14 protein-coding genes are annotated in these 19,610 nt (G+C 66.9%); 7 read left to right on the top strand and 7 right to left on the bottom strand.

What is annotated here, in order from left to right:
- Positions 1-35 precede the first annotated feature (35 nt).
- The 3 genes from JOD67_RS30865 (at position 36) to JOD67_RS30855 (ending at position 3,487) form a co-directional block, all read left to right on the top strand.
- Positions 36-620, top strand: a complete 585-nt coding sequence (locus tag JOD67_RS30865; RefSeq protein WP_205121214.1) for a D-sedoheptulose-7-phosphate isomerase — start codon at positions 36-38, stop codon at positions 618-620.
- A gap of 156 nt (positions 621-776) precedes the next feature.
- A complete protein-coding gene (locus JOD67_RS30860) occupies positions 777-2,741 on the top strand; it encodes an HAD-IIIC family phosphatase (protein WP_205121213.1) in 1,965 nt (654 codons plus the stop codon).
- On the top strand, positions 2,738-3,487 hold the full coding sequence (locus JOD67_RS30855) for a hypothetical protein (RefSeq protein WP_205121212.1): 750 nt from the start codon (positions 2,738-2,740) through the stop codon (positions 3,485-3,487). Before JOD67_RS30860 ends, JOD67_RS30855 begins: the two co-directional genes overlap by 4 nt.
- Here JOD67_RS30855 and JOD67_RS30850 read toward each other — a convergent pair.
- From JOD67_RS30850 to JOD67_RS30830, 5 genes are read right to left on the bottom strand one after another with little or no spacing between them, the layout of a single operon-like run.
- Positions 3,476-4,681, bottom strand: coding sequence for a polysaccharide deacetylase family protein (locus tag JOD67_RS30850; RefSeq protein ID WP_205121211.1), 1,206 nt, complete (start codon positions 4,679-4,681; stop codon positions 3,476-3,478). The two genes, JOD67_RS30855 and JOD67_RS30850, sit on opposite strands and share 12 nt — an antisense overlap.
- Entirely contained in the window at positions 4,678-5,601 is a 924-nt protein-coding gene (locus JOD67_RS30845) for a Gfo/Idh/MocA family protein (protein WP_205121210.1), read from the bottom strand. The genes JOD67_RS30850 and JOD67_RS30845 overlap by 4 nt, the downstream gene beginning before the upstream one ends.
- Positions 5,598-6,554 (bottom strand): glycosyltransferase family 2 protein, encoded by a 957-nt coding sequence (locus JOD67_RS30840; protein WP_205121209.1) that lies wholly within the window; start codon positions 6,552-6,554, stop codon positions 5,598-5,600. Before JOD67_RS30840 ends, JOD67_RS30845 begins: the two co-directional genes overlap by 4 nt.
- The gene (locus JOD67_RS30835; protein ID WP_205121208.1) at positions 6,541-7,662 is read right to left on the bottom strand and encodes a radical SAM protein; all 1,122 of its coding nucleotides are present in this window, start codon (positions 7,660-7,662) and stop codon (positions 6,541-6,543) included. The genes JOD67_RS30840 and JOD67_RS30835 overlap by 14 nt, the downstream gene beginning before the upstream one ends.
- Positions 7,655-9,127, bottom strand: coding sequence for an FAD-dependent oxidoreductase (locus JOD67_RS30830; RefSeq protein WP_205121207.1), 1,473 nt, complete (start codon positions 9,125-9,127; stop codon positions 7,655-7,657). The genes JOD67_RS30835 and JOD67_RS30830 overlap by 8 nt, the downstream gene beginning before the upstream one ends.
- 110 nt (positions 9,128-9,237) lie before the next feature.
- On the opposite strand from JOD67_RS30830, the gene JOD67_RS30825 reads away from it, so the two are divergent.
- The gene (locus tag JOD67_RS30825; RefSeq protein WP_205121206.1) at positions 9,238-10,854 is read left to right on the top strand and encodes a hypothetical protein; all 1,617 of its coding nucleotides are present in this window, start codon (positions 9,238-9,240) and stop codon (positions 10,852-10,854) included.
- 59 nt (positions 10,855-10,913) lie between these two features.
- Here JOD67_RS30825 and JOD67_RS30820 read toward each other — a convergent pair whose 3' ends face one another.
- Complete coding sequence (locus JOD67_RS30820; protein ID WP_205121205.1) at positions 10,914-11,888, bottom strand: prenyltransferase/squalene oxidase repeat-containing protein; 975 nt, start codon at positions 11,886-11,888, stop codon at positions 10,914-10,916.
- Positions 11,885-16,543: an excinuclease ABC subunit UvrA gene (locus tag JOD67_RS30815; RefSeq protein ID WP_205121204.1), complete on the bottom strand. Its 4,659-nt coding sequence runs from the start codon at positions 16,541-16,543 to the stop codon at positions 11,885-11,887. The genes JOD67_RS30820 and JOD67_RS30815 overlap by 4 nt, the downstream gene beginning before the upstream one ends.
- A 56-nt stretch (positions 16,544-16,599) precedes the next feature.
- Between JOD67_RS30815 and JOD67_RS30810 the strand changes: the two genes are divergently transcribed.
- From JOD67_RS30810 to JOD67_RS30800, 3 genes are read left to right on the top strand one after another with little or no spacing between them, the layout of a single operon-like run.
- Complete coding sequence (locus JOD67_RS30810) at positions 16,600-17,280, top strand: D-glycero-alpha-D-manno-heptose-1,7-bisphosphate 7-phosphatase (protein WP_239554114.1); 681 nt, start codon at positions 16,600-16,602, stop codon at positions 17,278-17,280.
- A gap of 48 nt (positions 17,281-17,328) precedes the next feature.
- Positions 17,329-18,366: a thioesterase domain-containing protein gene (locus JOD67_RS30805; RefSeq protein WP_205121202.1), complete on the top strand. Its 1,038-nt coding sequence runs from the start codon at positions 17,329-17,331 to the stop codon at positions 18,364-18,366.
- Positions 18,367-18,381: 15 nt separating this feature from the next.
- Entirely contained in the window at positions 18,382-19,497 is a 1,116-nt protein-coding gene (locus JOD67_RS30800) for a DegT/DnrJ/EryC1/StrS family aminotransferase (RefSeq protein ID WP_205121201.1), read from the top strand.
- Positions 19,498-19,610: the final 113 nt, after the last annotated feature.

The raw sequence follows: 19,610 nt of genomic DNA, 5'->3' as shown, positions 1-19,610 counted from the left end.
TGCGAACGGACATGATGACAACGCACCTAGGCGACGTGACCGGCAGGCTCGGGATCCTCCAGTCACCGGCCTGTTCGGAACTGGTCGATGTCTTGCGGCAGGCACGCGAGCACGGCCGCGCCGTCCTGGTCGCGGGCAACGGCGGCAGCGCCGCGACCGCCCAGCACCTGGCAGCCGACTGGGGTAGACGTGCCGGCGTTCGCGCCTTCGATCTGTGCGGCTGCGTTCCGCTCTTGACCGCGATCGGCAACGACGACGGATTCGAGCGGACCTTCGCCGAACCGATAGAACGACTGGCGCGGCCCCAGGACATCGTCGTATTGATCACTACCAGCGGCGAATCGCCGAACCTGCTTGCCGCCGCGCGTTCTTGTCGCACGGTCAGGGGTTTTCTCGTCGCCCTTACTGGCAGGAAGGATTCCTCGCTGGCCGAACTCGCCGACCTCACGATCTGCGTCGGCTCCGATGTTCCAGAGGTTGCGGAGGACGTCCACCTGTCGGTAGGCCATGCGGTCGTCCGGCAACTCCTGGCTGACCGGGAGCGCGGCCAGGTGGCCGCGACGGCGCGTCCCGTGGAGCCATCGCGCTTGCCTGTCACTACTGCCCCCAATCCGCTGTGAACGTGGCGACCTAAGAGCACTACGAAGGAGGGATGCAGCGTGCGTGGGACCGGTCTCGGGAAGGGGCTCAAACTGGCAGTGCTGGCCTCCTTTCCAACCGATCCACTCGGACCGGTTTTCAGCTTCTGGGCAAGACTTCTCGGCATTCCTCACGACGTGCGCCTCGGAACACCGCAGCGGTTGCTCGCCGACCTCACTGACTCGGACGGCCCGCTCCTGGAGCATCGGGATGGAACCAATGCCGTCCTGCTGAGGGTCGAGGATCTCGCCGCGACTCGGCGAATCACGCACAGCGGATGGCGAAGGGCGATCGAGTCGGGCGCCGACCTGTTCGAAGCCAGTGTCGTCGCGGCGGCGAGTTCCGGCCGATCCTTCACCGTCGTTACGTGCCCGCCGTCGCCCGGCGTCCAACAGGACCGGAGTGCGGCCCGGATCGTGGCCAATGTCGAGCACGATCTCGTCGCCAGGTTGCGCTCCGTGGACAGCGTTAACGTCAGCGAGTCCGCTAGCCTGCTGGCGGAGAGCGGTCTGGCGCGCACCGGCGACTACTATTCGGCGTTCACAGACCGGCTTGCGCAGATTCCTTACACCGCCCTCTTCTACGCAGCCGCCGGAACGCATGTGGTACGAAGGACGCTCGCGGCCGAGATTCCGCGGCCGAAGGTGCTCGTCGTGGACTGTGACGCCACCTTGTGGGACGGCTACGTCGCCGAGGACGGCGTACCGGGGATCCGGATAGGTTCACACCGGCGGGCGCTGCAGGAGTTCCTGGTGGCACAGGTTCAGAACGGACGGCTGCTCTGCCTGTGTAGCAAGAACGACGAGTCCGACGTCATGAAGGTCCTCGCGAAGCACCCGGACATGGTGGTTCGCGAAGAGCACGTGGCAGCGGCGAGGGTGAACTGGCGGCCGAAGTCAGAAAATCTCAGGAGCCTGGCAGCCGAGCTGAACCTCGCGCTCGACTCGTTCGTCTTCCTCGACGACAGTCCAGTGGAATGCGCTGAAGTGCGAGTGAACTGTCCGGAGGTCCTCGCACTGCGTCTGCCCAACTCCGCCGAGCGCGCCGCGCGGTTTGTCCGGCACTGCTGGCCGCTCGACACCCGGAACGTGACGGATGCCGACCACCACCGTACCCGGCACTACCGAGTCGAACGTGAACGCAGGCGACTCCGGCGAACCGCACCGTCCCTTTCGGACTACTTGGCTCAACTCGGCACGACAGTGACGATCTCGGCAGCGACGCAGCGGCACCACGCCCGGATGGCGCAACTCACCGCGCGAACCAACCAGTTCAACCTGACCGGCCGACGCTGGTCGGCAGCGGAGTTCGCGAACCTGCCTCGACGTACCCGTGCCCTGATCGTCGAAGTGGAGGATCACTTCGACACGTACGGCGTCGTGGGACTAATGGTCTACGACCATGACGAAGAAGTCCTCCGGATCCGTTCGTTCCTATTGAGTTGCCGGGTGCTCGGACGCGGCGTCGAACACCAAATGGTGCGGCGGCTCGGCCAGGCCGCCCGGGCGAGCGGCCTGAAGCGGATCACTTTCGACTGCGTCCGGACCGGGCGCAACCAACCCGCGTTGGAATTCCTCGACGGTCTGGGCGTCGAGGAGGCCCGGCTTCACGACGACCGTCCCGCCTTGGTTCTCTCGTCCGAGCTGGCGGCCGGCGCGGCGTACGATCCGGATCGTCACGCAGGTGAGCACTCCGCGAGCAGCGACGCGGTACCCACCTCCGAATCCTCGCCCGCAGCGGAGCGCATGCCGTGGCGGCTCGTGGAACACATCGCCAACGAGTTGAACGACGCGCATCGCGTCCTGGCGGCCGTCGAGGAATCCGGAACTCCGGCCGGCGACCTTGCTGGAGAACAGGTCAGCTCAACTGTCGCGGCCCTGTGGGCGCGTCGGTTGGGAAGGCCGCCGGTCACGCCGCAAGACGAGTTCTTCGGCACCGGTGGCACTTCTCTCGAGCTGGTCTGGTTCCTCGCAGACCTGCACGACGCCTTCGAGGTACAGCTCTCACTCGACGAGGTCCTCGAGGACGGCGTCCGTTTCGACCGGCTCGTGCAGGCAGTGCACGACCTGCGACAGGCGAGGATCGGAGGAACCGTGCCATGACAGCATGGCCGACGGCCATCGTTCGCCTCACCGCGCAAAGCAAGGAGCCTATTCTCGTGGTCGACTTCTTCCGGCCACCACCCTCGCGCCCGCTGGGGAACGTGCTGGTGGAGGCGGTCGAGCGAACCCGCCGCGGGCATGCTCTCTATCGGCTGGACGTCGTCGGTGACCTCGCGAGCTGTGACACCGAAGAGGTGCCGAAGCTGGAAACCCTGGTGGCCGGTTACGTAGAACAGATCGTGCGACTCGACTCGCCGCCGGTTGCGTTGGTCAGCGACTGTGCCGGCGCGGTGCTCGTGGACGGACTGGCCGCTAAGCTGCCAACGTACGGCTGTCATCCGGCGACGATTCGGGTCGCGCCGGCTCGGCCGTCCCGGTTGACCTTGCGGATGGAGTTCGAACGGTTGCTGCACGGTCTCGGTGCCGCGCTGGAGGAGCTGCCGGATGTCGACTTCACGTCGGATCCGCAAGCGATGCTGGTGACGATGGTTGACCGCCTGCGACAGGTCGCACGTCAGCAAACGACCTCGAGGCCAAGGCAGAACCCGATCCAGGAACGCATCATCGAGGACCTCCTGGCGCGGCAGCGCGCCTGGCTCAGCTACCTGCTCACGGCTGAATCGGCGACGATGCCTGTACGCAGGACCGGCGTCGACCTCGAGGACACTGAACGGCCCGATCTCGGAGACAGGATCCTCCAAGCGGTGGGAGGTACGAGCGACCCTTGCGAAACCTCAGCCAGATAGCGGCGTGAGTGAGAGCTGGTGGCGCACGACCGGCACGGGTGCCAGCTCGGCCCATGGCCGCAACGTGCCGTCGGGACGAGCCTTAGCCGTCAGGAATTCGGCAAGCTCCCCCGCAGTTCCGATCCAGGCCTGGTCGTCACCCACCAGCTCCGTGAGAAACGGCAAGACCTCGGTCTCGCCGCCGGGCGCCGGAATGTGCGTACACAGCAGACCCAGCCCGCGTGCGTCGGATATCCAACGCCACTTGACGCGCCACGCGAGACGTACCTTCGACCAGTCGTAGCCGTCGTCGAGCAGGTCGAGGTCGGTCGGCAGCGTTACAGGCAGCTGGATGGTGTTGTTGTGCTCGACGAACGGGAAGATGGTTTCGCAGCCGAGCCAGCCGATCCGTCGCCCGCGCCATCGCGTATCCGGCCGTGAGCTGTCGTAGGCGAACAGCGCACCAACGCGCATGGCATGCGCGTCGGGACATGCGAAGTGTGGACTGCGGTAGCCGAGCGGCGGCCCCAACCCCAGCTTGCGGATGACCGCGTCGAAGTCGGCGAGTGGGGCATTCGCCTCCCGGCCGGAGTGGTCCAGGCCATGGCAGGCGACCTCGTGACCGAGCTCGCGCAGTTGTTCTGGCAGCGCCTGGTCACGCCATTGACTCGGTATCAGGAAATATGTCGCGCGGATCCCCAGCTCGGCTTCGCTGCGGGCGAGCTGGACCACCCGATCCGGGCACTCGGCCTCGACGTCATGCGTGACGACGAAGGCGGATCGCTTGTCGTCCGGCCAAGGAGTGCGCTCCACCAGTTGGTCGGCGTGCCGCGCGAGCGCACCGACGGCATCGCCTGCCGGTGCGAACGCCGGCCGGCAACGGACACCGCGCAGCCGCCGCAACTCGTGCTCGAACCGAGCCACCTTACGGCGGACCAGCAGTGGAACCCGCGTCGGATAGCGCCTGCGGGCCATGGGGTACGAGGACTCCGTGGCGATTTGCTGCTGGAGCAGGTACAGGTCGTGCTTGGGCCGACCGTCGGCGTCGAGCAGGGCCATGAAGCCTTGCGAAGTTCGGATCTCGGCCATCCCGCCACGGCTGCTCCGCAGCGCGCTCACCGGCGCCGGAAGCGTGATCGGCCCGGTTTGCACGATCCACTGAGGCAGCAGGCGCGGCGCTGCGCTGAGCTCGCCGATTGTCCAGGTGTCGCTCACGTCGACTCTCCCTTCGTCAGCAGCTCCACCACGCGCAGGCCGAGCCTGCCGTCCGAACGGATCGGCCCGCCTTCGTGCATGGCCGCGAGGAAGCTCTCCCACTCCGTGCGGAGCGGTGGTGGTCCCGAAACGTCTTCCCACGTAGGCTCGATCGGCTCTCGACGGGTCCACGTGCTCTGCCCGGACCAGACCGCTAGCCACTGCTCGCGCCCGTCGTCCACGAGCAGGGCCTGGCCGGACTCCGCGATCGCCCATACCCGTCGCGAACGTACGGCGGACAGCCACGAGCACGAGATTTCCACGGTGGTCGAGTCCGTGGTGAACCGGCCCGACGCACCGTCCTCTCTGCCGACACCGGTGACGGACCAGCGTCGCAACGGCTCGACATCGACGCGATCGGCGAGCGCACCGAGGTCGAGAGCGGTCGCGATCTCGTGCGGTGCCAACTCGAGCCAGGCGCCGGACTCTCGTTTCACCAGGCCTGGCGTCCGCCGCTCGATGCTCAGCGTGCGCAGTGGCCCGAGTCCAGCCAGCGTTTCCCGAAGGCGTGCGTATGCTCGCTGGAAGAGGAAGACATGTCCGACCATCAACGGCACGCCGCGCAGCTCTGCGAGTCGGACGAGCTGCCCGGCCTCCTGGCAGTCGGCTGCCAACGGCTTCTCGACCAGGAGCGCGACGCCCTGCTCCAGCAGCGGGGCCGCTATGGCGGCGTGAGTCGGTGTCGGTGTCGCGACGACGGCAGAGGAGATGTCCTCTGGCAGCTGGTCGACGGCTGCGACGGTACGGAAACCGAGCTGCTCGGCGGCCGATCGTCGATCGGGACAGTCGTCGACGCCAACCACCTCGGCGGGGCCGACAAGCGAACCCAGCGTCGCCAGATGCTTCGAGCCCCAGTCGCCGAGGCCGATGACAGCGATCACGTGGACCTCCTCAGGCGACGAAGGCCGGCGCGCACAGCTCCGCTGGCGACGGCGGTGCGGAAGAGCACCAGCCAGAACACGCTACGAACGGCGAACCGCCAGCCCTTCCTGCGTACGGCGTAACCGAGCCACGGCCAGTCGGCGGCAAACCACGCGGCCAACGCGACCAGCCTGATGGGCGCTCTACCGCCGAGCCGTCGAGGTAGGAATGGGCAGGCAAGCGCGACCAGGGACGCCGCCGCGGCCACCAGTTCGCGGGGCGCGGCGGCGTGCTCGAGAACTGGACCGTGGCCGGCCAGCAACTCGACCGCAGACCCGCCGCGTTCGCGATGGTCCCGCCGCAGCAGCGCGAAAGCGCCCGGCCGCGGCAGGTGCTCGACGGTGGCGGCCAGCACACTGCGCCACCGGTATCCCAGCTTCGTTCCCGCAAGTCCGAACGCCACGTCCTCCATGGCCGGCAGATGGGGGAAGCCGCCTATCCGGTCGAAGCACGTACGCCGAACCAGCAGGCAGGCAGCCGAGACATGCCGTGGCTCCTGGTGGGCTGCGACGTGAAAGCGCTGATGGGTAAGTCGAAACTCCTCGTACCCGCTGCGCCGGCTCTCGCTGTACACGCCCATGACGCCGTCCATGCCCTTGGCGAGCTCGATATGCAACAGCGAAAGCGTGTCCGGTTCGACCACGACGTCTGAATCGACGAACCAGAGTAGTGGTGCGGTGGTGCTTCGAGCGCCGAGGTTTCGAGCCCCTGCTCGTCCGATACCACCGGTACGCAGGATCGTCGCGGACTCGATGGCGTCAACGGGTTGGCGGCTTCCGTCGTCGACGACGACGATCTCGGCCGGCGTCAGTGTCCCCGCCTGGATCGCCGAGACGGCACGCCACACCGACGCCGAGTCGCGCGCCGGAACCACTGCCGCCACCGGAACCGTGCGTACGCTAGGCGTCGCCATGCGGTCCTCGTGCGGCGATGAGCGCCAACCTCGGCCAGTTGCGCGGGTTGAACAAAGTGTTGCAGACCGCGAAGCACTCGTGCGTGCACTTGCACGGCGTGGCATCGCGGCGGGCCCGCACGCGTGCGGCCAGATCGCTGCGCCACAGGGCGGTGAAGTCGAAGTCCCAGTCGCGCAGGTTCCCGACGACGAGCGGGACCTCCTCGCAGAAGGCGACGGTGCCGTCGGCGTAGACCACTCCGCTGAGGTCACCGGCATAGCAGACGTTGTGTTCAGTGGGATCACGGGCCAGGGCGACGTTTCTGCGTCTTGTGAGCACGTTCTGGGCATTGACCAACCGGGCTTCGAGAAAGTTTCCGAAGCCCCTGTACTGACCCCGCATCCAGCCGTCGGCGCAAGCCTCGACGAACGCTTCGTACTTGTCGATGTCGACGCCACCAGCGTTCGGGTCGGCCGGCGTACCGCGAATCAACGTGCTCATGACGTTCTGGATGCCGAGCTTGCTAGTGAGGTACGTGTAGATCTCGTGCAACCGATCCTGGTTGTGCTTGGTCACGGTGACGTTCACCGACACCTGGAGTCCCTCGAACGACTTCTGCAGCTCCTGGAGCGCACGGATCGTGCCGACGAGGGCTTCGAACAGGCCGGCCATCTTCCGGTTCTCGTCGTGCCGGGCTTCGACGTCGTCGACGGAGATCACGAATCCGAACCGTCTACGGGGGTCTTCGGTCAGTACGGCTTCGGCGAGCGCGGCGGAGCGTTGGGTGAACCATCCGTTGCTGCACACCTGTACGTAACTGACAGCCGAGCTGGCGTAGTAGGCCCGGATGATGCCGAGTAGGTCGGCCCGGAGCAGGGGTTCGCCGCCAGTGAGCTGCACGGTATAGAGGTTCGGCCCCAACGTCTTTGTGAGCCGCTCGATCTCCTGCAGTGTAAGGACGTCTCCGTGAGTCACTCCGTCCGGTATCGCGTAGGCGCCGTCGTGCACGATGAAACAGTGCCGGCACTTGGCGTTGCAGCGGTCAGTGACGTGATGGATGAGATAAGCCGGCGCGGTGTTGCGTTTGCGGCTCAGCGCGAGACGAGCGTACGTCGCTGTTCTAGTCATTGTTCAGTCCGGCCAGGTCTCGTCGGGAATCCCACAGATACTGCACATCGGACACGAACTCGCCGTCGAGCGCTCCGTCAGACGCACTGGCTTCGCCTTGGACCACCTTTGCGGCGGCCCAGCCTCGTTCGATGGAGTTGTCCATGTCGAGATAGGCGAACGCGCCTTGCCTGCCGACACTTTGGACCCGGGGCGACAGCTCGTCGATCCAGTTCAGGCAGCGTATTCGTTGCACCTCGGTCTCCACCAGCTGCATCGGGTAGACATGCGGCTGTCTTGCGACCTTCGCCGCGATGACCTCCCGGACGGAGATGACGAAACCGATCCGGGCGAAGTCCTCGAGACACCTGTCGACCAGCTCCTCATCGTCGGCCTCCCAGGTTCGGTCACCCGGCGAAGCGGCGATCTCGAAGCAGAGCGATGTCTTGCCTTCTGGCACCAGTGCACTGCTCCACAAGCTTGGTTCCTCGACGCGGAAGAAGAGATAGTCGGGCTCGGGTACGTAGAGTGCGTCCCAGCCGAGGGCGACCGATCGGTCGAGCAGGACGAACACGAAGACGATCCCTCGATAGTGCAGTTGGCCGGCGGCGGAAAGTACCTCTGCCGGCGGGGCGGGGCGAAGGGCGTGTACGAGGTTGGGCAACGGGGCGGTGCTGATCACGGCGTCGGCCGCGACCTCCATCGGCTCCGCCGGTGCGCTCGAGTCGCAGGCAGGCTTCGTACCGACGACGACCTCGTCGGTGCGCAGCTCGACCGAGTCCGCGACGAGACCGTAGCGGAACTCCGTCCCCGCCGCGATGCATCGCTGCTCGAGCGCTTCGTACAGCTGGCCGACGCCCAGCCGTGGGTAGAGAAAGCGCCGGACGGTTGTACCGGGCCGATGCTGGTCGGAAACGAGCACCGACTTGATCAGGCTGGCGAGCCCGCCGACCATGATCCGGCGCGGAGCCCAAGCGGCCGCGATCCGCGAGGGGTCGACGCCCCAGACCTTGGCGGTGTACGGACCGAAGAACATGCTGTAGAGCGGGCGACCGAACCGAGCAACCACCCAGTCCTCGAAGCTGGCCTGTTGGTGGTTGCCGTTCCTCAGCCGGTACCGGCCGGCGGCCAGGTAGCCCAGGAACGCCCGCGCCGCCATGCCGGGCGTGAGTCCGCGCATCGCATCGGCCATCTCCAACGGCTGCGACCAGAACCGGCCTTTGAAGAGCAGCCGGGAGACTCGCGTGCCACGAATCAGGTCGTCGCCGATGAGGTCCTCGGCGAAGTCGACGATCCGTTGGTTACGGCTGATCAGGCGATGCCCGCCGTAGTCGAAGGCGAAGTCGCCGACCCGTTCGGTCGCCGACAGTCCGCCGGGCCGGTCTCCGGCTTCGATCACTGTTGTCACATAACCGGCGGACGCCAGCACATCCGCTGCCGCCAGGCCGGCTGGGCCTGCCCCGATGACTACGACACGTCTTGCCATGGCTGCCACCTCCACCTCGCAAACCTTGGATGCGCCGAAGCCGAAAGGCGTCACGCGACGGCCGGTGCCCGCATGGCATCTTCGGTTTGGATCGAATCGGAGAGCGACACATGAAGAGTGCCGGGATTCTCAGCGACAGCGCCGTCCGCGCCCCGTCCGGCTCGAGCTATCTTGCCGCCGGCGACGAACCGTTCAGCGTCTGCGGGTTCGCGGCCCCGAAGGTGGAAGGGCTCACCGGTGACGGGATGCGGAGACTCGCCGACGCAGGCGTGACCACGGTCAGGATCTGGTCCGACTTCCACGAGGCGGGGGAGGTTGATGCCGAAGGGCTCCGCGCGCTCCGGACGGCGGCAGAACGGTTCGGGCTCCGGGTTCTGGTCGTCCTGTTCAGCCCGTCGCACCTGACCGACATCTACGAGCCGCGGTCCCGGTTCGACCTCGGTCTCACGGTCTTCAACGGGACCTGTGCGACACCGACGGACGTCCTCACAAGTCCTGCGGCGATGGAGCTGTTGGTACGGCGCTGCCGCGAGGTGGTTGCGGCGTTCGAGGATTCGCCCGCCCTGCTGGGGTGGGAGGTGGTGAACCAGTGCGAGAACCTCTACCAGGTGGGCTTCGGTGAGCTGGCATCCTTTGTCGCACGCCTGACCGAGCGCGTGCGCGCCGAGGACCGGCGGATCGGCGCCACCCGGCTGGTGACAGCGAGCTCGGTGAATCCGATCCCGCCAGACTGGCTCCTCGGCCTCGCGGAGCTCGACTTCGTGGCGTTTCATCCGTACGCGGAGTCCATCGAGTTCCCGGTCAACCGAATCGACGGCGCACTGCATGTGGGCAACGCGATCGCCTACTGCCTCGACCGCCTGCCTGACCTCCGACCGGTGCAGGACACGGAGTCGGGAATCATCGGGCAATTCTACGACCCGGGACTGCCCAGGCCGGATCAGGCCTTCCGCGCCGAGCTGCTGCACAACCTACGGTGGGCCCACTACGCCTCTGGCGGTGCTGGGTCGGGTCTCCATATCCCTGTCAACGACGAGGGTTTCAGCGCTCGCCGACGGGTGCCGCTGTCTCGACTTCGATGGACGCCAACCTCTGCGGAACTGGTCGACCTGCGAGGTCTCCAACGGATCTGGGCGTTGGCACCGGGTCGTGGCGCGGTGCGCAACCTGGCCACGGATCTGAAGGTTGGTTCGGACTCGGTGTTCGCGTTCGCGTCCGCCACGCGGGACCGGATGGTCGGCTGGCTGCTTCGCGACACCCGGCGCGCGGATCTCGCCGCGGACATCGAACGTGCCCTGGCGGCAGGCCCGACCCGGCCCGGCAACCTGGATCTTCGGTTGCATGCGGTGGACTGTTGGCGAGCCGGCCTCCAGGCGGCCGACCAGGCGATCGATCCGTACAACTACTCGTGCCGTCGAGGCATCAGCCTGCTGCTCAGGAACGGAAACGCCGTCGACCGGGCATGCGCGGCGGTTGACGAGGCCATCGACCACCTGTCCGTGACTACGCGAAGACTGCGACCGGATCTCCTCACGGCGACCGGGCCGGCGTGCGATCCGGTGGAGCTCGAAGTCTCCGGACTGCCGTATGGTCGGTGCGAGCTGAGCTGGTACGACGACGCGGCCGGCACGCTCATCGGCACGGCGGAAGTGACCGGCCCGGTCGCGCGCGTGCTCTCGCCGCCGTTCGAACGCCATCTCGCGTTCCTGATCCGGGCCGCGGGTTAGAGTGTCCCGTGGATTGGTGGCAGCCGGACCCGCCGCGGCCGACGTCTGGCCGCGTACGGCTAGAACCGTCGGTGGTGGGTCGGGTAGGCACGGAACGGCACGCGGGGGGCGAGGCCGGACCAGGCCCCGGATCGCAGGCGGCGCAGGCTCGACAAGATGTCGAACGTGAGCCAGCGGCTCAGCTCCGGATATGCCGGATGCTCCCAGAGCCCGAACTGGCCGCGGCGGTCCATCAGGAACTCGACCAGATCCGCGACCCTCGCGTCATCGAGCGATGCGCCCGCACGCGAGGCGAGGTCGAGCAGGAAGGCGAGGTCGAACCGCGCATAGAACGTGACGAAGCCGGCTGCCGGTTCTCGTCCCGTGAGCCGCGCCACCTCGGTGCCCAATGCCCATTCGTCCCTGGTCTCTCGCTGCAGGAGGCGGTCCAGCGCGGCGCGCGTGTACGGTGCACGCGACCGGTCGGGGTGTAGCACGAGGCAGGCCAGGACGCCTTCGGTCGTTGCACGGCAGCCCTTGGAGCCCGGCAGCTTGCGATAGCCGGCGATGAAGCCTGGCTGGCCGTGCGCCATACCCATCGGCCAGGCACCGTCGTCGAGTTGATGGCTGAGCAGCCAGTCGTACGCCCGCTCCGCACGCGCGTCGGTCGCGTAGCCGGCGGCCGCGAGGCCTCGTAGCGGCAAGGCAACCTGAAGCGGGGCCATTGAGTAGACGCTTTCCCGCCGTCCACGCCTGAACAGGTTCAGCGGGAACGAGCCATCTGCCGCCTGGCTGTCGAAAACCCGCTCGGCGATCGCGGCGACCTCCCAATGGGATCGGTCGACGCCCTGGTAGGAGTATCGGCAAAGGGCCCAGCTGAGCTCCTTGACGCCCGTTGCGGAGCCGGCGTCCAGCTCGGCCGCCTCTACCTCTCGTTGCCGGCCAAGGTCGTGCAGCTCGGGATCGTCTGGCGGAACGTCCATGAGCTCGGCCAGCACGCGATATCTCAGGGCGGCTGAGCGCTCACACAACAGTAGGGCAAGGGGATCGGTCACGGCAGCACCTCGGCGAGGTAGGGAGCGGTCGGGGTGTGCGCCTTCGCGAGCTGCTCGGGTGTTCCGGTGGCGACCACCTGCCCGCCTTCCGGTCCTGCGCCCGGTCCGAGCTCCAGGAGCCAGTCGCATGCCGCGAGCAGGCTCGGCTCGTGCTCGATGACGAGAACACTATGACCGGTGTCGACGAGCTCTTCCAGCGCCGTCCGCAGGCTGGCGACGTCCCGAGGATGGAGCCCTACAGTCGGCTCGTCGAGAATGAACAGGGTGGGTTTGCTGTTCTTCTTGCGGAGCTCGCGGGTGAGCTTCAGCCGTTGCGCCTCGCCGCCCGACAAGCTGTGGCTCGGCTGGCCGAGCCGTAGGTAACCCAACCCCAGCGAGCAGGCGACCTCGAGCGGTCGGGCGACGCCCGTGACGTCGAGCCACAGTTCGAGCACCTCGGCCAGGGTCCTCGACTCGAGCGCGGGCAAGCTGTGCCCGCGAACCACGAGCCGACGGGCTTCGTAGTGGTAGCCCGTGGCTTCGCACACGTCGCACGGACTGGTAATAGAAGGGAGGAATCCCATGTCCTGCTTGATGAATCCGCGACCATGGCAGGCGTCGCACCGTGGCGTGAGGTCTTTCTCCGTCAGCTCCAGCTCTGCCGCGTCCACCGTCGCCGCGTACGCACGACGCAGTGCCGCCAAGACTCCGAGGTGCTGCCCAGGTGACTGGATGCCGGATCTGCTCTGATCCGAGTAGACCGTTCTCGTTGGAGCCCCGACGATGCCGTCATGTGCTCCCGGCTGCACGCGTTCCATTGCCACCGACGTAGTCAGCACCGAAGGTGCCAGAGCTCTGGCGATGATGTCGATACCGAGCGTGGATTTCCCGGAGCCGGACACACCACAGATCCCGGCGAACACGCCCAAGGCGATGCCGATGTCGGCACCCGTAAGGTTGTTCTCGCTCGGGCTCCGCACGGTCATCCATCCGGTTGGCGTACGGCGCGGCGACGTTCGCTCGGTGGGCCGGCGCGTGGGTACGAGAGCCCGCGCGTTCTCCGAGGCAGGCTGCAACACGCGGCCTCCGTCGCGACCGGCGGCCGGCCCCAGCACCACCGTCTGGTCGGCCCGGGAGACCAACACGGGATCGTGGTCGACCAGAACGATCGTGTTGCCGGCGTCCCGAAGCCGGCACAGCGAGTCGGCCAGGCCGTCCACCTCTCGCGGATGCAGGCCGCGAGTGGGCTCGTCGAGGAGCACAGTCATTCCGGACAGGTCGGCACCGAGCAGCGAGGCGAGCTTGATGCGTTGGGCCTCACCGGCCGAGAGCGTCGCCGACCCTCTGTCGAGGTGGAGGTAGCCCAGTCCGACGCCGGCCAGAAAACGCAAGCGGCGAAGGACAACCGTCCTGGACGTCGCAACCCAGCTGGGCGTGTTGCCCGGGATCCGCACGGCGTCCAGCACGTCCGCGACCCGGACCAGCGGCCACCGGTGGAGGTCGTGGCGGTTGGCTCCAGCCAACCGTACGGCGAGGAACTCCGGCCGCAGCCGGCCACCTTCGCAGGCCGGGCAGATCAGATGGTCGAGATAGAGACCGCCTTGGTCCCAGCCGTCGACGACCGGGAAGAACCCGACCCAGCGGGACTTGTCGGGTATCGATCCCTTCGCGCCGGGCTCGCCGAACAGGAAGGCCTGCCGGGCGGATTCGGTCATCTGCTCCCAAGGAGTCTCGAACGGGTCGAACCCGTAGCGCTGACCCAGGCCCTGGATCATCCAGTAGCCGCCGTTCTCCGGCTTGGACATGTACGTGTGCGGGAAGAATCCCGGCGAGTACATCGCGCCCTTGCACAGTGGCGCCGCCGGATTGACGATGAGTCGCTCGGGACGAGGCTCTGGAACCGTTCCCATTCCGCCACAGGTCAAGCAGGCGGCGCGGTAGGACTGCGGCGAGAAGTGGTTCGGCAGGAACGTCCCGTCGCCGCCCGTACCGGCATACGCGAGCAACACGCCGACGTGGAAGCTGACGTCGGTTGCGGTGCCGACGGTACGGCGTGGGTTCCAGAGGTTGCGATCCGGCTCGATCGTCACCGTTGGGCCGAGTCCCTCGACAGAGGCCACCGCGGCCTCCGGCCCTTCCTTCACCGACTGCCTTTCGTACATCGAAAGGCACTCCAGCAGCCGCCTGCTCGCTTCCGCTGCGAGCACATCGGTGAGCAAGGACGACTTGCCGGAACCCGAGCGGCCCACGATCGCAGTGATCGCGTTCTTCGGGAACGTGACCGTCACATGGTCCAGGTTGTTGGCCGTGGCGTCCACGACACTGATCGCCGGCGAGGAGCGAGGCCGTCGCCGGGGTCGTTCGCGAGGCCGTGGCTGTTTGACCGGCTGCCGGACGGACCCCGCCGTGCCGGCGCCGAGCAGCCGGCCACCTTCGGGTCCGCCACCTGGTCCAAGGCGAATCACCCAGTCCGCGACCTCGACGATGTCCGGATGGTGCTCGACCACCAGGACCGTGCAGCCGCGGTGGACCAACCGGTGAAGGATGTCGGTGAGGCGGGACAGGTCGGCCGGATGCAACCCCGTCGTCGGCTCGTCGAGCAGGATCAGGTCGCGGGCGCGCACGCGGGTCAGCCATTTGGTGAGCTTGACCCGTTGGGCCTCACCGCCGGAGAGCGTCGGTGACGGCTGGCCGAGGGTGAGATATCCCAGGCCGATGTCGATGAGATGCGTCAGGATCTGCGCGGACTTCTTGTCGTCGGACAGGAGCTCGAAGGCGCGTTCGATCGTGCTGTCGTACAGCTCGGCGATCGCGTAGTGCTTGCCGTCGGCCAGCGGTATCCGAGCTTCGAGCACATCACGACCGAACCGCTGACCGTCGCAGGTCTCACAGGTCAACCATTCGGAGGGCAGGTGTGGCAGCTCGAGCTCGACCGCACCCATGCCTGAGCAGGTGGGACAGGCGCCGTCGGATCGGTTGAACGAGAACGCCGACGCCGGCAGCCCGGTGGACTTCGCGAAGCGGTTGCGGACATGGCTCGCCAGCCCGGTGTACGTTGCCGGATTGGAACGGGGGTTGCGACCGATCGGGCTCTGGTCGACCGTGATCGCCCGGAGTCCGGGTCCCTCCAGCTGGGTGCATCCGCGTGCCTCGCCGGCCTCGAGCGAACCGACCACGACGTTGCGGGCGAACGTGGACTTACCCGCCCCTGAGGGCCCGGTGACGACGGTCAGTCGACCGACGGGGATCGCACAGTCGAAGCCACGCAGGTTGTTGGCACTGGCTCCGCGGACGGTCAGCAGTCCGAGGTCGTCCCCGAAGGCCGGCCGAGGTGGAGCCGGCGCGGTGGCTCGCCCGGAGAACCACTGACCGGTGACCGTGTCCGACTGCCACAGCTCCGCAGGACTTCCGCGGAACGTGACGGCGCCGCCGTTCCTACCGCCACCTGGTCCGAGCTCTACCACCTGATCGGCTTGTGCCACCGCCCATCGGTCGTGCTCAACCATCACCACAGGACCGCGGAGCCTGCCGAACTGCCGGAGCAGGCGCTCCACCTGCTCCGCGGACAGGCCGATCGTTGGCTCGTCGAGGACGTGCAGCAGGTCCTCCACCGGGGTTGCCAGGAGCACTGCCAGCCGAAGCCGCTGGGCCTCACCGCGCGACAGGGTGGGGGTCGTCCGATCCAGTGGCAGGTAGCCGAGCTCCACGGCCGCCAGCGCGGCGAGCCGGACCCGTACGTCTTCCAGGGGGCGGGCCGCCGCCGATGGCACCTCGAAGCCGGAGAGGGCGGCCATCGCCTCCGAGACGGACAACTCCAGGTACTCCTGGAGAGTCAGGCCTCCGAGCCGGAAGCCGCGGACGTCCCCGGTGCGGAAATCCGTGGGGCGGAGGGTCGGAAGCCGGTCGCCGCACGCCGGGCACAAAGGGATCCGGGAGAGCTGGTGCGCCTCACCGTTCGGGCGTCTGAGCACGAGCTGAGAGCTGCCGAGCTCTCGCCCGGTATCGAGGATCCTGCGGAGCTCGTCGGCACCGGTAGCCGGGGTGACGGACGCCAGGTTGAGCATGATGTCGTGCGGTACGTCCGCGCGCAGGGCCTTCGATCGCTGACGCCGCCAGACGTTTCCGTCGACCTCGACCGCCTCGGCGCCGAACTCCTCGACGAGGAGCTCGAGCAGGCGCTGATGGCTGCCTTCGGCCTTCCTGACCAGTGGAACGACGACCTCGAAGCCGTTGTCGCTGGTTCCCGCGAAGTGCCGCAGCCAGCTGAGCTGCTGCTCGCGGCCGCTGGCGACGAACCCTGGCTCCGCACCACAGCGCGGACAGGTACGAACCGCGAACGATGCGTACAGCACCCGGAGGAACGGGTGGATGCCCGTCGCGGTGGCGACGGTGGAGTTGGGGTTGTGGTTGACGACGTTCTGCGCGACGGCCACAGCCGGTCCGAGCCCGTCGATCGCCCGTACCAGCGCGGGACGCAGATGGGACCACGGTGAGCTGAGCGACAACGTCTCTAGAAAGCGTCGCCGGGCCTCGTGGAAGAGCGTGTCGAAAACCAGTGAGGACTTGCCCGAGCCCGACACTCCGACGACGGCCGTCACGCCCCTACCGAAGGAGACATCGACGTCACGGAGCGTGTTCTCCGCAGCGCCGCGGATCACTATCGCTAGGTCCGACATGCTTCTCATCGTAGAAGAGATGCGACCGGAAGGCGTTTGGAAGCATCTCCTGGGTGATGCGAGATCACCGTGCCTCTCAGGCCAGCCATCGCGTGGGTCGTACGACCTGGCATGCGCCAGTCGACCGACCTGGACCGCTTGCGTCGATATCCGAAACCGCGAGCCGTAGCGGCGCGAAGCACGCACTGGTCTGCGACCGCGATGGCGTGATCGTAGAGAACCGGCGGGGCTACATCTTGCGCCCGCGTCACCTGCGGCTCCTTCCGGGCGCGGTTGGTGCCTTGCGACTCGCCAGGGCGTTCGGCGCGCTGATCGTCATCGTGTCGAACCAGGCCGCTGTCGGGCACGGATTGTTGAGCGAGGTCGGCGCCATGCGGCTGCACACCCGACTGCTCGGGATGCTGATGCGCCGTGGCGTCGATGTGGCGGCCAGCTTCCTTTGCCCACACGCACCGCGGGACAGGTGTCCGTGCCGGAAGCCCGCATCCGGAATGATCGAGGAGGCGCTTTCCGCGCTCGCGTTGAAGCCGGCGGACTGCTTTCTCGTCGGTGACGCGCTGACCGACTTGATGGCCGGTCGGGCCGCTGACCTGCGATCCGGTCTGGTGCTGACCGGCCGAGGTCACGAGCAACTCGCCTCGGTGTCCGAGGATCATCCGGTATTCGCCGACCTTGAGGCAGCCGCGCGGTTCGCGGTCGGGCTCTGGACGTCGCGCCAGGTCGATGGCCCGGTCTGAACACCATTGGAGGACACCATGTTCGTTGGACCGCGGGACCCGTTCGAGGTGGCACTTTCGATCATCTGGCGGGACGTGCTCGGCATGCGCGACGTGTCTGTCGAAGACAACTTCTTCCTGATCGGCGGCAACTCGATCCTGCTGCTCCAGGTCACCCAGGCCGTCAGCGAGACCTTCAGCCGTACGCTCCCGCTCTATCTCTACTTTCACTATCCGACCATCGAGGAATTCGCGGCGGTACTCCGTGAGGAGACGAAGCTCCCGTCGGGGTCGACTGCCTTGCCATTGCGCGCCTCGGCGGCAATGACGCCGCCGCTCTTCCTCGTGCACGACATCTCCGGCGACATCACCTGGGGATTCGACTTCGTGCAGCTGCTCGCGCCGGAACGGGCGGTTTACGCGTTCCAGCCGCCGGGTCTCTACGACGACTCGCTTCCTATCGACGATATCCAGTCGCTGGCGGTCAGGTATGCCGACGATCTGGTAGCGGTCGCGCCGGGTGGGACGTACCTGCTGGGTGGTTACTGCTCTGGTGGACTGATCGCGCTCGAGATGGCGACCGCCCTGGCCGAACGGGACGTTCAGGTGCCGCTCGTGATCCTGTTCGACGCCGCGCCGCCGAGACGCAAGCGAACGCCGTCGTCCCCGACAGAACTTCTCTACGGCTTCTTCGCAGAGGAGGACGTCCCCGTCACACTCAAGGAGTTCGCCGCGCTCGACCAGAACGATCAACTTGAGTACATCTTGGACGGATGGAAGCAACTCAAGATCGCACCGCCCGCGGTATCGGTCGACTTCGTTCGCAGGCACTTGCGCATACACGAGGCGTCGGAGCGTGCCTTCGCGCGGTACGAACCGAAACCCTATGCCGGATCGGTCGTCCTGTTCGTTCCAGGTGAGGCGGCCGGCCGGAATGACGCGGCCGGCTGGCGGGAACGCGTCCTCGGTAAGCTGCACGTGCAAGGAGTGCCCGGTGATCACTTCGAGATGTTTATGCGTCCGGCCGTGACCGAGCTAGCGCGGCAAGCCAGTGGACACATAGCACACGCGCTCCGGGCGCCGTCGGGGCAGTTCATGCACCACTAGCGCGGTGGATGACAGATGACGGAAGAAATTCCGCTGATGGATCCCGGGCCTCAGCTGGCGGAGATCGAGGACGAGGTCAGGCAGGGTTGGGATCGCGTGCTCAAGAGCGGCAGATTTATCTTGGGTGATGAGGTCGCGGCGTTCGAGGAGGAGTTCGCCTGCTACTGCGGCGTGCGTTACTGCGTGACGGTGAACAGCGGATCCGATGCGTTGGAGTTCGCGTTGCGCGCGGTTGGCGTCGCTGTCGGCGATCGCGTGGTCGTACCCGCGAACTCCTTCTTCGCCAGCGCTTCCGCTGTTGTTCGTGCCGGTGCCACGCCGGTGTTCGTCGATGTCGACGAGCAGACTGCGCTGGCCGACCCAAAGCAGGTCGCCTCCCGCGTCGAGCAGGGTGCACGGGCCATCCTGCCTGTGCATCTCTACGGACAGACCTGGCCGCTGGACGAGCTACGACCATATCTGCGGGAACGCGACGTGCTGATGGTCGAGGACGCCGCGCAGGCGCAAGGCGCCAGCCGGTTCGGCATGCGCGCCGGATCCGTTGGCCAGGTTGCCGCGACGAGCTTCCACGTGTCCAAGAACCTGGGTGCGCTCGGCGACGGCGGAGCTGTGCTCACGAGCTCCGCGGAGATCGCGAGCCAGGTCCGCAGCCTGCGCAACCATGGATCGCGGGAGAAGTACGTCCATGACGTGATAGGGACGAACTCGCGATTGGACGAGATCCAGGCGGTTGTCCTGCGAGCGAAGCTTCGCCGGCTCGATTGTTGGAACGATGAACGCCGCAGGCTTGCCGCCCGCTACGACGAGCTGCTCGAAATCGACGGCGTAGGCAGGCCGTATGTATTGCCGGGGAACGTTCCTGTCTGGCACCTCTACGTCGTACGGGTACGGCACCGAGACGATGTGCTCGCGCGCCTGCGTAATCGTGGTGTCCAAGCAGGCGTGCACTACCCGATTCCCATTCACTTGCAGAAACCGTTCAACGAAAGCATGAGCCGGGCGGGCCAGTACCCGGTCAGCGAGCGGCTCGCCGGCGAGGTGCTTTCCCTGCCGCTCTTTCCTGGCATGAGTGCGGAGCAGCAGGAACGCATCGTGGCGGAGCTTAGGTCTTCGATCGCCGCCTTCGAATGACGGCCCTTATGGCCGAGCCGTTTGCGCTTGCATCGTCCAGAACCGCGGTCGGCGTGACCGGAGGGGCAGGATTCAGCGCACGAAAGGACGTATATGCGCTCCTGCCTCGACGG

It is taken from the genome of Tenggerimyces flavus, assembly GCF_016907715.1.
GTDB lineage: Bacteria > Actinomycetota > Actinomycetes > Propionibacteriales > Actinopolymorphaceae > Tenggerimyces > Tenggerimyces flavus.
This window is presented reverse-complemented; position numbering and strand designations above follow the sequence as displayed.